General features: G+C 70.4%; 15 protein-coding genes. 9 read left to right on the top strand and 6 right to left on the bottom strand.

Annotated elements, in window-relative coordinates; all coding sequences use genetic code 11:
* Together AB0M80_RS43685 and AB0M80_RS43680 are read right to left on the bottom strand one after the other, a co-directional pair.
* On the bottom strand, positions 1-179 hold a 179-nt coding region (locus AB0M80_RS43685), incomplete at its 3' end, for an MEDS domain-containing protein (RefSeq protein ID WP_364576451.1).
* Entirely contained in the window at positions 176-511 is a 336-nt protein-coding gene (locus tag AB0M80_RS43680) for an STAS domain-containing protein (protein ID WP_364576450.1), read from the bottom strand. The genes AB0M80_RS43685 and AB0M80_RS43680, both read right to left, overlap by 4 nt.
* Positions 512-1464: 953 nt before the next feature.
* Between AB0M80_RS43680 and AB0M80_RS43675 the strand changes: the two genes are divergently transcribed.
* The 3 genes from AB0M80_RS43675 to AB0M80_RS43665 all read left to right on the top strand — a co-directional run bounded on the left by AB0M80_RS43675 (position 1465) and on the right by AB0M80_RS43665 (position 2765).
* The gene (locus AB0M80_RS43675) at positions 1465-1797 is read left to right on the top strand and encodes a helix-turn-helix domain-containing protein (RefSeq protein ID WP_364576449.1); all 333 of its coding nucleotides are present in this window, start codon (positions 1465-1467) and stop codon (positions 1795-1797) included.
* 208 nt (positions 1798-2005) lie between these two features.
* Entirely contained in the window at positions 2006-2197 is a 192-nt protein-coding gene (locus AB0M80_RS43670; protein WP_364576448.1) for a hypothetical protein, read from the top strand.
* A gap of 142 nt (positions 2198-2339) precedes the next feature.
* On the top strand, positions 2340-2765 hold the full coding sequence (locus tag AB0M80_RS43665) for an HPF/RaiA family ribosome-associated protein (RefSeq protein WP_364576447.1): 426 nt from the start codon (positions 2340-2342) through the stop codon (positions 2763-2765).
* A 54-nt stretch (positions 2766-2819) separates the two neighbouring features.
* Here AB0M80_RS43665 and AB0M80_RS43660 read toward each other — a convergent pair whose 3' ends face one another.
* From AB0M80_RS43660 to AB0M80_RS43650, 3 genes are all read right to left on the bottom strand, one after another.
* Positions 2820-4517 carry a transporter substrate-binding domain-containing protein gene (locus AB0M80_RS43660; RefSeq protein WP_364576446.1) on the bottom strand — a complete coding sequence of 566 codons (1698 nt, stop codon included), beginning with the start codon at positions 4515-4517 and terminating at the stop codon, positions 2820-2822.
* Between the two features lie 6 nt (positions 4518-4523).
* Positions 4524-4901 carry a hypothetical protein gene (locus tag AB0M80_RS43655; protein WP_364576445.1) on the bottom strand — a complete coding sequence of 126 codons (378 nt, stop codon included), beginning with the start codon at positions 4899-4901 and terminating at the stop codon, positions 4524-4526.
* Positions 4902-5060: 159 nt separating this feature from the next.
* A complete protein-coding gene (locus AB0M80_RS43650; RefSeq protein ID WP_364576444.1) occupies positions 5061-5810 on the bottom strand; it encodes a GAF and ANTAR domain-containing protein in 750 nt (249 codons plus the stop codon).
* A 497-nt stretch (positions 5811-6307) separates the two neighbouring features.
* On the opposite strand from AB0M80_RS43650, the gene AB0M80_RS43645 reads away from it, so the two are divergent.
* From AB0M80_RS43645 to AB0M80_RS43625, 5 genes are all read left to right on the top strand, one after another.
* Positions 6308-6694 carry an STAS domain-containing protein gene (locus AB0M80_RS43645; protein WP_364576443.1) on the top strand — a complete coding sequence of 129 codons (387 nt, stop codon included), beginning with the start codon at positions 6308-6310 and terminating at the stop codon, positions 6692-6694.
* 75 nt (positions 6695-6769) lie between these two features.
* On the top strand, positions 6770-7156 hold the full coding sequence (locus AB0M80_RS43640; RefSeq protein WP_364576442.1) for an STAS domain-containing protein: 387 nt from the start codon (positions 6770-6772) through the stop codon (positions 7154-7156).
* On the top strand, positions 7153-9147 hold the full coding sequence (locus AB0M80_RS43635) for a SpoIIE family protein phosphatase (protein WP_364576441.1): 1995 nt from the start codon (positions 7153-7155) through the stop codon (positions 9145-9147). The genes AB0M80_RS43640 and AB0M80_RS43635 overlap by 4 nt, the downstream gene beginning before the upstream one ends.
* A gap of 385 nt (positions 9148-9532) precedes the next feature.
* Entirely contained in the window at positions 9533-9898 is a 366-nt protein-coding gene (locus tag AB0M80_RS43630) for a MerR family transcriptional regulator (protein ID WP_364576440.1), read from the top strand.
* Between the two features lie 106 nt (positions 9899-10004).
* Entirely contained in the window at positions 10005-10928 is a 924-nt protein-coding gene (locus AB0M80_RS43625; RefSeq protein ID WP_364576439.1) for an NADP-dependent oxidoreductase, read from the top strand.
* 94 nt (positions 10929-11022) lie between these two features.
* Here the strand turns inward: AB0M80_RS43625 and AB0M80_RS43620 are convergent, their stop codons facing one another.
* Positions 11023-12954 carry a BTAD domain-containing putative transcriptional regulator gene (locus AB0M80_RS43620; protein WP_364576438.1) on the bottom strand — a complete coding sequence of 644 codons (1932 nt, stop codon included), beginning with the start codon at positions 12952-12954 and terminating at the stop codon, positions 11023-11025.
* A gap of 111 nt (positions 12955-13065) precedes the next feature.
* Between AB0M80_RS43620 and AB0M80_RS43615 the strand changes: the two genes are divergently transcribed.
* Complete coding sequence (locus tag AB0M80_RS43615; protein WP_364576437.1) at positions 13066-13944, top strand: alpha/beta hydrolase; 879 nt, start codon at positions 13066-13068, stop codon at positions 13942-13944.
* Positions 13945-14130 lie beyond the last annotated feature (186 nt).

The following is a 14130-nucleotide window of genomic DNA, read 5'->3' as shown; positions in this document are numbered from 1 at the left end:
AGTTCGGCGCGCAGCAGTGCGAGGTTGGGCCCCGGGACGGCCACGGCGACCGGTTCCCCGGCGGCGAGTCCGGACCGGATGAACGGGACGGTGCCGGCGAGGTACTCGTCGGCGCCCCGGTAGAACAGGGCGGGGTGGACGAACGGCTCGGCGCCGGGTGTGTCGACGGGCGTGCTCATGACGCCTCCTGTTCTTCGATCACGATCTCCACCGGCTCGCCCGGGCACAGCACCGTCAGTACCCTGCGCAGGACTCTCGGTGGGCGGGTGATCGTGAGAGGTGCCGTGCCGCGTTGGCGTTGTGCGGCGGTCAGCAGCATGGACGTGCCGCGGGTGTCGATGAACGACAGCTCGGACAGGTCCAGCCGGGTGGGCGAATCGCTCGCGGTCGCCGATTCCAGCACGTTCCGCCAGGCCTCCCGGGTGCTGAGGTCGACCGCGCCGATCACCCGCAGGCCTCCCCCGTCGGGTAACGGGACCACCTGCAACCGGCTGATGTGCGAGTCGCTCACCCACGCAGCCTACCGGGACTGCCGTCGGCCATGGCTCGAGAGGCTGGCCGCGACCCGCCGGCCCCACCGGTGCGCGGGCATGGCGTCGGCGGTGGCGCACCGCGGCGAGCTCGAACGGCTCTGCGCGGCGACCCGGCCACTCACCTGCGACTTCAGGAGAACGGGGTACCCCGTTCGGGGGGCAGAGTAAATCTATGGCGGCTGGAGTAGACATTCGGCGCCGAGTGTGTGTAGAGTCCTCCTCATACCGAGAGAGACAACGTCAAGCAGGCGCGGGAGAGGACGTAACTACCCGCGAAGTGAGACAAGGGTCAGGCAGTACGGGGCCAATCAGTGAACAGGTCTCGGCTGGTGACCGAAGTTGTTCCCGGGACCGGGTTGTGAAGATGAAGTCAGAGGTACCGGTCCCGATGAAGTGAAGCAGTGCACGACGTGGGCGGAGTTCGAGTGCCCGCGGAGCAAGTAGTACGCAGTAGCGCAAGAAGCGGTAGTCAAGAAGTAGTACGCAGTAGTGAAGTTGTCGCAGTATCAGCAGTACCTGCAGTGGATAGATCGCAGTATGCAGTGAAGCCAGGTGGCCGGGACCGATCACGGTAAGGGGTTCCGGGCAGTGGCCGCGGTATTACGCGTGCTGGGGCCGATCGGTGGAAGGGTTCCAGCCGGTGATGACCGCAGAAGCAGTACACAGCAAGGAAACACCGAAGAGAAGGGATAGGGCACATCATTGGATCGCCCGCGGCGGCTGGGCAGTAGTGCCGCGCGGGTACCGTAGTCCCATCGGATTGGCAGGTGGTTCTCGGTTACGAGTAAGCGATCCCCGCGTCAGCGCCCTCTGGGCCGGACGCGAGTACAGGAAGCCGGCGGTCGCGTCGGTTGACAATGGTGAAACCCAAACCCCTGGGACCCCGGGTGCCGTGCGCGGCACCCGGGGTCCCTTGTGATGTGGAGGTGGAATGATCCCAACCCAACCCGACCCGGCCACGCCCAGAGCGGCCGACAGGTTCGACGACGAGCATTACCCCGGCTACACCATGGGCCGGGCCGCCGAAATGCTCGGCACCACCCAGAACTTCTTGCGCAGCCTCGACGAAGCCGGTCTGATCGAGCCTCAGCGCTCCGCCGGCGGGCACCGCCGCTACTCCCGTCACCAACTGCGCACCGCCGCGCGAGTACGGCAACTCGTCGACGAGGGCACGGCCATCGACGCCGCGTGCCGCATCATTTCCCTCGAAGACCAGCTCCACGAAGCCCAGCGACGCAACACCACTCTCCAACCCGCCGAATGAGGCCGCGAGGTGTACCGCCGCCACCCTGCGGGTGGTACACCTCGATCGACCGCCGAGGGCCGCGGCCATCCCGCCATCGGAAGCCGGCGCCCGGTTCTCGGCTGGACTCCTGCTGCATCGTCGGGCGGCCGCACGGCCAACGCCGCGGACAGGCCGGGCGCCAACACCACTGGTGACCAGTGCCCAGCCACGGGCGACAGGAGGCGACATGCAGTTCGCAAGTGAAGAACGACAGGGGCCGCGGCAAGTGAAGGTCCTCGACCGTGAAGACATCGGTTTCGTTGTCGACGAAGGCAAGAGCTTCGGCTCCGGCAATGCTCACGTCTACTGCGTCGGCATCCACTTCCCGGACACCGGGGAAGTGAAGTTCTACGACAAGAGCAAAGTCACCACGGTCTGACCCCCGCGTTGAGCACCTGGCAGGAGCGTGTCGTCCGGCGCTACCCCGGCCCCGGCAAGTAGGCTCAGCAGGAACAACGCCCGGTTGAGTGACCTCGCCCGCGTCCTCGCCGATCGAAGCCTGATCCCGTCGTCGGGGCAGCGTGGTCACGCCGCCGAACCGCTGGACGTCGGCGGCGAATCGGACCGGCCTGCGAAGGGAACAACGCGTGCAGATTCAGATCAGCACGGACAAAAACGTCCACGGCAGCGACGAACTGATCCAGCGGATCGAGGCCGAACTCCAGTCCACGCTGTCGCGTCTCAGCGGCCACATCACCCGCCTGGAAGTCCACTTGAGCGACGAAGTCGCCACCGGTGGAGGCAGCGTGGACCGGCGGTGCGTGATGGAGGCGCGCCCGGAGGGCAGGCCGGCGGTGGCGGTCACCCACCATGCGGGTTCGGTGGACGAGGCGTGCCACGGCGCCGTCCGCAAGCTCGAGAGCCTGCTCGAGAGCAAGTACGGCCGGGCGGACCACCGCAAGGGAGGAGAGTCCATCCGGCACATGACGGAGGACAGTCCGCGGTGACTTGCTTACCCTCGTCCGGGGGCGGCGAGCACGACCGAGCTTCCATCTGCGGGGTCATCCAGTGAGCTGAGGGCCGGTGTCGACCTCGGGGATGACGCGGCCGAGGGAGTCTTTCCATGCTCGGGCGTAGCGACCGTCGTGGTAGCTGTGGGCGAGGATGTCGTGGACGGCTTGGCGCAGCGTGGGGTCGCCGAGGGCGACGGCGATCCCGTACGCCGTTTCGCCGAAGCTGCTGGTGATGACCCGGACTCGCCCGGCGAGTGCCTGGTCGTAGCCGATGAGCAGGGATCGGTCGCCGGTGACGGCTTGAACCGTGTGGCGCAGGAGATCCCGGACGCAGTCGTCGATGGTGTCCCGGGTGGTGATCTGCGCCGAGGCGGTGATGTAGGGCGTGAGGCCGTCTGCGCCGGTACTGTTCTTGATCGCGCACACCGTCGGCTCGCCGGTGTGGAGGTCTTCGGGGCTGTTGATCGTGGTGTCTCCGGCGGGAACGAGCAGGGTCTGCGCGCTGCGCTCGTAGGGGCCGGCGAAGGAGACCTGCTGTTTGCGCGTCGCGGTGATGGCCATGCTTCCGGCGACGAAGTCGACCCGGCGGTTCTGAACCGCCGTCAGGCGATCGACGGCGGCAAGGGGTGCCCACGTGATCCGCTCGGGGGTGAAGCCGAGGTCGGAGGCGATGATTTCGCCGATCGCGACGTCGAAGCCGCGCCACCTGCCGTCCGGGCAGCGCTCGGTGTGGCCGGGGCGGCCCGGCAGGATCCCGATGGTGAGCCGGCCGCCGGCGGTCAGCGTTTCCCGCGCCTGAGTGATGGCGGCGGTGGTGTCGGCGTCGGTGGCGGCGGGCGACGGTCGTGGTGCCGGGTTGGTGCAGGCGAACACGGCGTTCACGGCGGGGACGGTCACGGGCGGCGGCACGGTGTCCGCGCTGGTGAGGAGGGCGGCGGCCGCGGCGGCACCGGCGACGAGCCGGGAACCCCGGGGGCGGGCCGGTGCCGGGAGCGAGGGGCCGGCCGGGGCGGCGAGGTTGCGGACGAGGGGAATGCGGTGCCCGCCGTTGCGGCTGCGCATCTGGGGCAGCGGCCGGTTGCGCGCCTGGAGCCGCGCGTGCAGCTGGTGGTAGATCGTTTCGACGTCGAGCAGGTCCGGTCCGCCGGGGACGCCGTCGGTGAGGATGGTGAGCAGCTCGCCGGTGAACGCGGTGTAGGGCTCTCCGCGTGGGGCGAGGGCCGTCCTGGTCTCGGCCGTCGCGGTGAGCACGCAGGCGCCGCTGATGGCGACCCGGTCGCCGAGCCGGCCGGGTGTGCTCAGCGACCCACCGAGGGCGATCCCGCTGTAGCAGCAGTCGAGGACGATGAGTTTGCGGCGCGCGCGGACGGTGGGGTGGCGCATGGCGCGTCGCAGCCACTCGTAAGGAAGGGCGGTCCAGGGCCGGTCGGTCTCGGTGGCCGGTAACGCGAGGTAGAGCTCGTCGGCGTCGGGGTCGACGAACCCGTGCCCGGCCAGGTACAGAACGAGAAGGTCGCTTGCCTCGGCGGCGGCACCGCGGACGGCATCGAGGACGGTGGCTGCCGAGCCGGGGTCGGTGAGCACGCGGCAGTGGGGTTCCGGAAGCCCCCACGCCCGGGGGTCGGTCAGCGCGGTGGCGAGGCGGTGGGTGCCGCGGGGGACTGCGGGCAGCCGGGGCAGCGTCCGGTAGTGACCGGTGCCCACCAGTACCGCGCGGGAGCGGGTTACGTCGGCGAGGAGTTTCACGGGACGTCAGGCCGGTTCGTCGGTCTCCGTGACTCCGAGCGCCGCGGCGATGGCGGCGATCTGCTCCGGGGAGGCGTCGGTGACGACGACCGAGACACCGTCGCGTTCCAGCGTCACGGTGGGCGGATCCGACCGGCGCTGCGACCGCCACCCCGCGATCGCGACCGTGAGGCTCGAGAGCGCCAGCCCGTTGGCGATCAGGGCGTTGACGACTTCGAACGCACCTTGCTGTTCCTCGTCGAGCGGGCCACCGGTTCCGGTCAGAAGACCGCGGGTGTCGGGGTCGGCGGCCAGCCACCGCCACAACGAACCATGATCTCGGTCCGTTCGGACGGAGATGTCGCGTCGGGTGGCGGCCGGTTGCGTCGGCTGGCTTGAGGTCACAAAGAGCGAGTCGCTGTGACGCCGGTCTTCGCTACAGCGAGTTTTTCTGCCGCCTTCGGGGACTGGCGGGCTCCCGAAGCGCGTCGACCGGTAAGTCCACGGTGGACTGCGGCCGCGACGATCCGGCGCAGGTTCGCGATGGCTGGTGCGTGGCGCACCTCAGTTTCGCGGCTGGTGCTCGGGGACGCGGTCGGCGACGACTTTGCGCACGAAGTCGGCGGCGACCTCGCGGAGCTTGGTGTTGGTGTTCTGCGACTGGGTGATCAGCCGGCGCATGGCCGCGTCGTCGTCGATCTTGTGGATCAACATCAGCATCCCCTTGGCCTGCTCGATCACTCCGCGGTTCTGCATGGCCGTGGTGAGGTTGTCGGCGAGCGCACGGGCCTGCCGGTAGCGGCGGCCCGTCCGCAGGGCCGACTCCACGCTGACGGTGTACAGGCGCAGGGTCGTCGCATCGAACTCCTGGTAGCCGTGGGCGCCGAACCCGAACACGTTCAGCGCGCCCCGCAGGTTCTCGTCCACTCGCAACGGTGCGGCCAGGAAACTGCCGACCCCGTGCTCTTCGGCGTACCGGACGAACTCGGGCCAGCGGTCGCCGGCCTCGGCCACCGTGACCCGCACGACGCCTCCGGAACGGGCCGCGTCGAGGCACGGGCCTTCCCCGGCGGCGTACTGGGCGTGGTCCAGGCGTACCGCCCGGTCGTCGGTGCTGACCACGGTGGTGGCGTCGTCGCCGTCGAGGGTGGTGATGCTGGCCATGTCGGCGTCGGGTACGAGCCGTACCGCCTCCGTGCACACGGTGGTCAGCACGTCATCGGTGTCCGGCGCGTGCTCCAGGACCTGGGACAGCTCGGCGATGGTGGTGCCGAGATCGTCCAGCCGATTTCCGATGTCGTCGCCGGTCGCCACAGCGCTCTCCCGTCTTCAACGGCGAGCGCGCGAACCGGCCCGCCAGCGGTGTTGTGTGAAGTCGACCGCTGGCGTTTCAACGGGGTCGCCTGAACCCTACAGGGGTCGGCCCGGTGATCGAAAGCTGATGTTCCGGCCCGTGGTGGCGGGGTTCGGGGGAGTGGGCCTGGGGTTTTCCGTGCCAGGAGGCCGCTGTCGGTCACCCGGGTGCGCGGTCGTCCCTCGATCGCTACGACGGGCTGGCCCGTCGGCTCCCTCATTCCCGGAACCGGCGTGAGCTGGTCATGCGGCTCGGCGACAGCGGGCGTGACAAGCGGGTAGCGGGGAAGTAGGGTGAACGTTGTCATATGACAACTGACCTGGCATGCGTTCGGCCGAGGTCACCCTGCAGTCGCGGTTCAGCCGGCAGCCGCGAGCTCGCACGACGTCTCTTTCCTTCCCGGTCACTCGACCGGCTTCCTCTCGGAGTGCAGCTCATGGAACGAGCATCCCCGCCGATGCTGGCCATCACCGTGAAGACCATCAGGGACATCGGGGTGGTCGTCGTGGAAGGGGATGCCGACCACGGCGTGCGCAAGACGTTGCGGGAAACCGTGGCCGCCGCGCTCGCCCGGGGCCCTCGAGCGCTGGTGGTCGATCTGACCGAGGTGCGGTTCTTCGGTTCGGCAGGCCTGTCCGTATTGGCGTGGCTGCACCAGGCCGCGGGCGCGGCGGGGATCGAGGTGACGCTCGTGGCGACCCGGCGCAGTGTGCTCAGACCCATGTCGGTCACGCGGATCGACGACTTGTTCGGCATTCATTCCACGCTGGCGCAAGCCGTCGAACACCATGGCGGATCACCGCCGGCGAACACGGTCGAGCCCGGTGGTGGTCGACTTTCGTGACCCAGCTCTCGATATTGCCGACGGTCGCATCGTGCCTGCTGAGCACCTGCCCCCATCCGGGGGGAGAATTGCGGCATGTTCGAGATGGATGGGGCGGGGACCAGCAGGCCACCGACGGATGTCGCCGGCTCCGCGGATGGGGTGACCCTCGAAGAACGGGGTGAAGCGTTCGTCCTGCGGGTGACCGGAGCACTCGATCTCGCTCTTGCGCCGAAGCTTCGCCGGCTCGTCGAGCGCGCGCAGCGGCGGGCCCCCTCGGTGTTGGTCATCGACCTGACCGAGGTCAGTTTCCTGGCCTCCGCGGGGATGGCGGAACTGGTACGTGCCCATCGCAGCACGGCGTCGATCGCGGTGCGGGTCGTGGCCACCGGGCGGGTCACCTTGCGCCCGCTCGAGCTCACGCGGCTGACCGACGAACTGGTGATCGTTCCCACACTGGCGGCCGCGCTGGGTCACGCGTGACCGGTCACAGAGGATTCGAGGACCTGATCGACGCGTTACGCGGAGCATTCGTCGGCAGCGACGGCGACCCGGTGGAAGTCAAGACACACCCGTTGAGCGACGCTCAGCTGCATCGCCTGGCCGGCGGCGACCCGGCCGACGGTTTGGCATTGGTCGTTCCCGGCCACGCGCTGCTGGACGAGCTGCTGCCCGGTGTGCCGGTGTCCGCGGCCGTGGGCGTCCTCAGTCGCGGACAGGGCGTGCTGCTGTTCGCCGCCGACCCGGTCGGCCCCCGCCATCGAGCCCTGGTGGAAGGGGCCGGCATGGTGACCGGCCCGGTCGCCGGACTGGTACGGGAACTGCAAGCCGAAGCGTCCGTCATGGACCTGCTGCACTCGGTGGGACGGGAACTGACCGCTCAGCTCGACCTCGACCGTATGGTGCAGAACGCGACCGACGCGGCCACGAAGGCGACCGGTGCCGAGTTCGGCGCGTTCTTCTACAACTTGGTCGACGAACTGGACGAGTCCTACACCCGGTACACGATCTCCGGAGTGCCGCGGGCGGCGTTCTCCCGGTTTCCGATGCCCCGCAACACCGCGGTGTTCGCTCCCACCTTCGACGGCGTCGGCACCGTCCGCAGTCCCGATATCACCCAGGACGCCCGGTTCGGCCGGAACGCGCCGCACCACGGGATGCCGGAAGGTCACCTGCCCGTGTGCAGTTACCTCGCCGTCCCGGTGATCAACCCGACGACCGAAGAGGTTCTGGGCGGCTTCTTCTTCGGCCACCCGCAGCCGGATCGCTTCACCGCGCGACACGAGTTCCTCGCCGAAGGCATCGCCCGGTACGCGGCCATCGCCCTCGACAACGCGCGGCTGTACGAACGCGAACGCACCCTCGTCACCGAGCTGTCCCGCAGCATGCTGCCGGTCGTCCCCGACGTCGCGGGAGCGGACGTGGTGACGCGGTACCTGCCGGCGACGACCGGAAGCAAGATCGGCGGCGACTGGTTCGACGTCATCCCGCTTTCCTCCGGCGCCACCGCGTTCGTCATCGGCGATGTCGTCGGGCACGGTGTCACCGCCGCGACCATCATGGGGCAGGTCCGCACCGCCATCCGGTCCTACGCCCTGCTCGAGCTGTCTCCGTCCGAGGTTCTGCGCAACGTCTCCCAACTGGCCGCCGGGCTGTTCGACGCCAGTTTCATCACGTGCTTCTACGCCGTGCACGATCCCCGCCGGCAGATCCTCACCTACGCCAACGCCGGCCACCTCCCAGCCATCCTCCTCGAGCCGGGCGGCGGCCTCCGGCAGATCGGGGAAAGACTGGCCCAACCGCTGGGCATCGGGGCCGAATTCCCGGAACGGACGACGCCGTTCCCTCCCGGGGTCGACTTGGTGCTCTACACCGACGGCCTGGTCGAAAGCCGCACCCGCGATCTCACCGTCGGCATCGAACGGCTGCTGGACGGCATCAGCCGGGTCCGTGACGCGCCCGACCTGGAGACGGCGTGGGACGAGCTGATTTCCGAGCTCACCCTCGGCCGCCACGACGACGACATCGCCCTCGTCCACGTCCACCGGCACACCGACCCCCCGGCGGCCGAACTCCACCAACGGGCCGAGGCCACCGTCGACCAGCTCGCCGTCCTGCGCAGCGGCCTGACCCAGTGGGCCGCCGGGCTCGGGATGAGCGTCGAGCGTTCCGAAGACCTGGTCCTGGCCAGCTACGAGGCCATGTCCAACTCGGTCGAACACGCCTACCGCGACCACCCACGGCCCGGCACCCTGGAGGTGCACGGCGACCTTCGCCGGGGCGAGGTGACGGTGACCGTCACCGACTACGGCACCTGGCGGGCCCCGAATCTCACCGACACGCTGCGTGGCCGCGGCCTCCGGCTGATCGACGCCTTGGCCGACCACACCTCGACCATCCACCGGGACAACGGCACCACCATCACCCTGACCTGGACCCGGCACGCCCCAGCCGAAGAACCTGGAACGGAATAACGCCACCACCCGAGAAGGCTCACACCATGAACGGACCGACCCTGCACAAGACCGCCGCCGGCTGCGCGGAGGACTCCCCGGAGCCCAGCTGGAGCATCCCTTCGGCCCCGCCTGAGAGGTCTACAACGTGCGCGGCAAGGTGTTCATGCTGATGACCGAAGGTCCGGGACGGCCCGGTGAACGCGGCCGGGCGCGCGCGAAGGAGTGGTCGAAGGCGAGGTGGACGCCTTTCCGGTGGTCGCTCATGGATGGCGCCGAGGGCCAGTAGTGGCGGCTGCCCTGCTGGACCGTGCTCGAAGTGCGCCGACCGTGGTCAGTCCCCGGAAGTCGCGGTGCGGATCAGGATGCCTCGAGAAGCCGGTCACGCGGGGCGTAGTTTCTGAGTATGAGGATCGGCGAGTTGTCCCGGCGCACCGGCGTGAGTCCGCGCTCCTTGCGGTACTACGAAGCGCAGGGTCTGTTGAGCAGCACCCGCTCCGACGCCGGGCAGCGGCACTACTCCGACGCCGAGGTCGAGCGTGTGTCGCTCATCCGGCAGCTGTTCGAGGCGGGCTTGTCCAGCCGGGTGATCGCGATGGTGCTGCCGTGCGTCGAGACTCCCGGCGACCTGGGTGTGGTCGAGTTCGCGTTCGCGACGATGAAGCGGGAGCGCGACCGGATCGATGCGGAAATCGCGCATCTGACCGAGACCCGGGACGCGCTCGACGTGCTGCTCAGCGTCAACAGCCGGCACCGGGCGAAGCTGGCCTGACGGCTGTGACCTGCGCCTCAGCCGGTTGCCCCTGACACCGGTGTCAGCGGTCAGGGTGGCCGTAGCGCCCGGAACGACCGGGCCGGTCACCGGGAAGGCTCGGAAAATGGGACAGGCATGGGGTTTCGGCAGGCACGGCGGGCCCGAAGTGCAGGAGTTCTTCGACCGCCCCGATCCCGTTCCCGGTCGCGGTGAGGTGCTGATCCGGGTCGACGTCGCCGGGGTGAACCCCCTCGACCACTTCCTGCGCGCGGGGCTGGTCCCCGGGCTCGACGGCGGGCGGCCGTTCCCGCGCGTGCTGGGCGTGGAAGCGGCGGGAACCGTTCTCGCCCGGGGGGAGGACGTCGACGGGCTCGAGGTGGGGGATGCAGTCTTCGGTTTCGCGCTCACCGGCGGCGGCACCTACGCCGAGACGACGGTGCTGTCCGCGCCGAACACCGCGCGCATTCCGGCGGGTCTGTCCGCCACCGTGGCGGCGACGCTGCCGGTGGCCGGGACGACCGCGGTGGACGCGCTCGACCAGCTCGGCCTGCCGGCCGGCGCCACGATCCTGGTGAACGGCGTCGGGGGTGGGGTCGGCCTCGCGGTCGCCCGGCTGGCTGCGGCGCGTGAGCTGCACGTGGTCGGCACCGGCAGCGCCGCCAAACGTGAGCCGGCCGAGACCGTCGGGGTGCGATTCGTCGACTACACCGCCGACGACGTCGTCGTCGTGGCCCGTGAGCTGGTTCCCGACGGCTTCGACGGGATCGTCGATCTGGTCGGTGGCCCGTCGCTGCGGACGGTCGCCCCGCTGGCGCGGGACCCCCGCAATGTCATCGCCGTGGGAGATCAGTCCGTGCCCGACATCGGCGGCCGTTTCGTCGAGCGCCGCCTCGACCGCGTGAACCTGGAGCGCGCCGCCCGGCTGGCGCTCGACGGAGTTCTCGCACCAGCGATCACGGCGGTCCACCCGTTGTCCGACGCCCCGGCCGCCCTCGCCACCGTCGAGAACGGTCACACCTCGGGCAAGGTCGTCATCAAGGTGACCTGAGATGGTCGAGGTGGGTGAGTGGCCGGCGAATCGCCCGAGCACAGATGCGGTCACCGAACGGGTCGGCGAGCCGGCGCCGGCGGTCGTCGGGCGCTCACTCCTGCGCCGCGCAGACCTCCGCCTTCGCCGAATACGGTGCCACCGGGCCCAGGGTCAGCATTCCGCTGGCGGCGCCGGCGTCTTCCGCGCGGGCGTCGCGCAAGACCGTCGCGGCCCGCGCGGCGACTCTGCGTTCGCCGAGGCGCGCGGCGGCGTGGGCGGTCAGGCACCACATCGCCTCCTGCATGTGGTCGTGTGGTGGTTCCGGCACTGCCGCGAGGGCGGCGCGGGCTTCCTCCTCCCGGCCTTGGGCGAGCAGCACGTGCGGGCGTGCCCAGTGAAGGTACGGGCCCCAGTCGAGGTGCGGGTCGGTGGGCGCGGCGCGGTCGTGCAGGAGGCGCAAACCCAGCAGGGCGAGCGGGAACAGGCCGCGGTGCAGGCCCGGCATTCCGGCTGTCCGGAGGGCTTCTTCGGCGGCGCGGTACTGCGCCGCGGCGGCGGCGGGCGTCGGTCCGCCGGGTTCGGTGCTGCGGGCGGCGGTCACCCGGGCCCGGAACCAGGCGGTGAGGACCGCGACGAGGGGAGCCTCCGTGGTGGCGGCGAGTTCTTCGGCTGCGGTGGCGTGCGCGGCCGCGGTGTCGAGGTCGCCGCGGGCCGAGGCGGATTGCAGGCGGACGAGCCGGCCGAGCACGGCGAAGTTCGGCAGGTCGTGGCGGGTCGCCAGGTCGAGGATTTCGGCGCCGATCTTGTCTCGTGTGGCCGCGAGCCCGGGGCGGGTGAAGGACTGCAGGAACACGCCGTTGAGCGCGAACGCCAGCAGGGCGGGATCGGCCAGCTCCCGGGCCAGTGCCTCGGCCTGGTGCGCGGCCTGCCGGGCGCGGCTCAGCTCGTCCGCGGCCAGGTCGGCGCTGCGGCTTTCGACGGCGATCGTGGCCAGGAGACGCGCCCTCAGGTTGGCGGGACCGTCCGGACCGAGCGCGGTGAGCGTGCGTTCGGCGGCCGCGACGACGGCCTGGGACTGCCCGGGGTCGTCGGCGCGGCTCCAGATGGCGGGCACGTCGTAGGCGCCGATGATCCGGGCGGTCAGGTGGAGGTCTCCGGTGCGTTCGGCCGCCTGGATCGCCGTGAGGCGGTTGCGCCGGGAGTGGACGAGGGCATCGCCACCCGCCAAGGCGAGCGTGCGGGCCAGGTCCACAGTGGTGCGCGGGCCGAGCCGGACAGCGGAACCGGTCCACGCGGCCGGCGTGCCGGGGGCGGGTCCGGTGAGGATGCCGGCCTCCAGGCGTTGCAGGTCGGCTCCGGGATCGAGCCCGAGCTGGTCGACGAGCATGTGGCGGGCGCGGCGGAGGGTGGCGAGGGCGTCGGCCTGGCGGCCCGCGCGGTGCAGGGCGCGGGCCAGCAGTCCCCAGGCCGGTTCGCGCCAGGGGTGTTCGGCGACGTGAGCGCCGAGCTCGGCGACGAGATCGGCGCCTTCCCCCGAGTCGAGGAGGACGCGGGCGCGCAGCTCCACGGCCGTCAGCCTCAGCTCCTCCAGCCGCGTCCGCTCGCGCTGAGCCCACGCGGAGTCCGGCACGTCGGCGTAGGCGGTGCCCCGCCAAGCCGCCAATGCCGCGCTGAGGTCGGTCACCGCGCCGGGGGAGTGGCGGGTTCGGGCGAGCGCGTCCTCGAACCGGTGGACGTCCACGTTCTCGCGGGGCAGGCGCAGCGCGTAACCGGGACCTTCGGTGACGATCACCCGCGGGGGAGTGCGGGGTGGCCGGTCGGGTTCGAGCGCGCGGCGCAGTGCGGCGACGAACGTCCGCAACGCCCCGACCGCGCGGGTGGGCGGCTCGAGCCACAGGTCGCCGACAAGGGTGTCGGTGGTGATCATCCGTCCCTCGGCGGCGACGAGGCGGGCGAGCACCTCGCGGTGGCGGGGACCGCCGAGGTGGACTGGAGTGCCGTCGTCGCCCAGGGCCCGCACGGCACCGAGCACGTCGATTCGCATGCGCCCATCATCGGTGCCCGCGACCGGGGGCGCCCGGGCGCACTGATCGGTTGCTGATCGCCGTCGCCCACGCTGGCCGAGTCAAGTTCCCGACCCGGAAGACGGCCTTCGATGACACTCTCCATTCCCGGTTTCGACCACGTCCGCCTGCCCGGTGCCGGCGGTGTCGAGCTGGCTGCCGCTGTCGGCGGCAGCGGCAGCCCGGTGGTCCTGCTGCACGGTTTCCCCCAGACGCACCTGATGTGGCGGCACGTCGCCGAGCGGCTCGCCGACGAGCACACGGTGATCTGCCCCGACCTGCGCGGCTACGGCGCCAGCGACAAGCCGCCGGCCACCACCGAAGACGTGTACGCCAAGCGCACCATGGCCGCCGACGTCGTGGCCCTGGCGGCGGCGCTCGGTCACGAGCGCTTCGCCCTCGTCGGCCACGACCGGGGCGCCCTGGTCGCCTTCCGGGCGGGCTTGGACCACCCCGAGACCATCTCGCACCTGGGCATCCTCGACGTCGTCCCGACGCTGGACATGTGGAACGTCCTGCACGGGGTCCCGGCGGCGGTCGGCTACCACCTGTTCCTCATGGCGCAGCCGCCTGGCCTGCCGGAGACGATGATCGCGGCCAGCGCGGACGCGTTCTTCGGCTCGTTTCTCGACGCCTGGGCCAACGACCCGGCCGCGATCCCGGTCCAGGTCCGTGCCGAGTACCTGCGGGCGAGCGCGGCGGCGGTGACGTCGATCGTCGCGGACTACCGGGCCTCGGCGGGGATCGATGTCACGCACGATCAGGCCGACCTGGACGCCGGTTCGCAGCTGGCCATGCCGGTGACGGTCGTCCAGCAGGACTGGGGCGCGCAGCTGGGCTACGACGCCGCCGGGGTGTGGAAGGCGTGGGCGCCGGATCTGGATCACCGGCTGACCCGTGCGGGGCACTTCATGGCCGAGGAAGCACCTGGCGAGATCGCGGCGGCGATCCAGGACCTGCTGGCCCGCTGACGGGAACCCGCAGTGACCGGCATCACTTGCTTCAAATTCGAAGCAGATGTACTGTCATTCTCAGTTGCTTCGAATTTGAAGCATATCGACTCGGCGAAGGTGAGAACTGTGATGAAGGCAGTGCGTTTCCACGAGTACGGCACCCCCGACGTTCTGCGTTACGAGGATGTGGAGCAGCCGGTTCCC

The organism is Amycolatopsis sp. NPDC051045 (genome assembly GCF_040682955.1).
GTDB lineage: Bacteria > Actinomycetota > Actinomycetes > Mycobacteriales > Pseudonocardiaceae > Amycolatopsis.
This window is presented reverse-complemented; position numbering and strand designations above follow the sequence as displayed.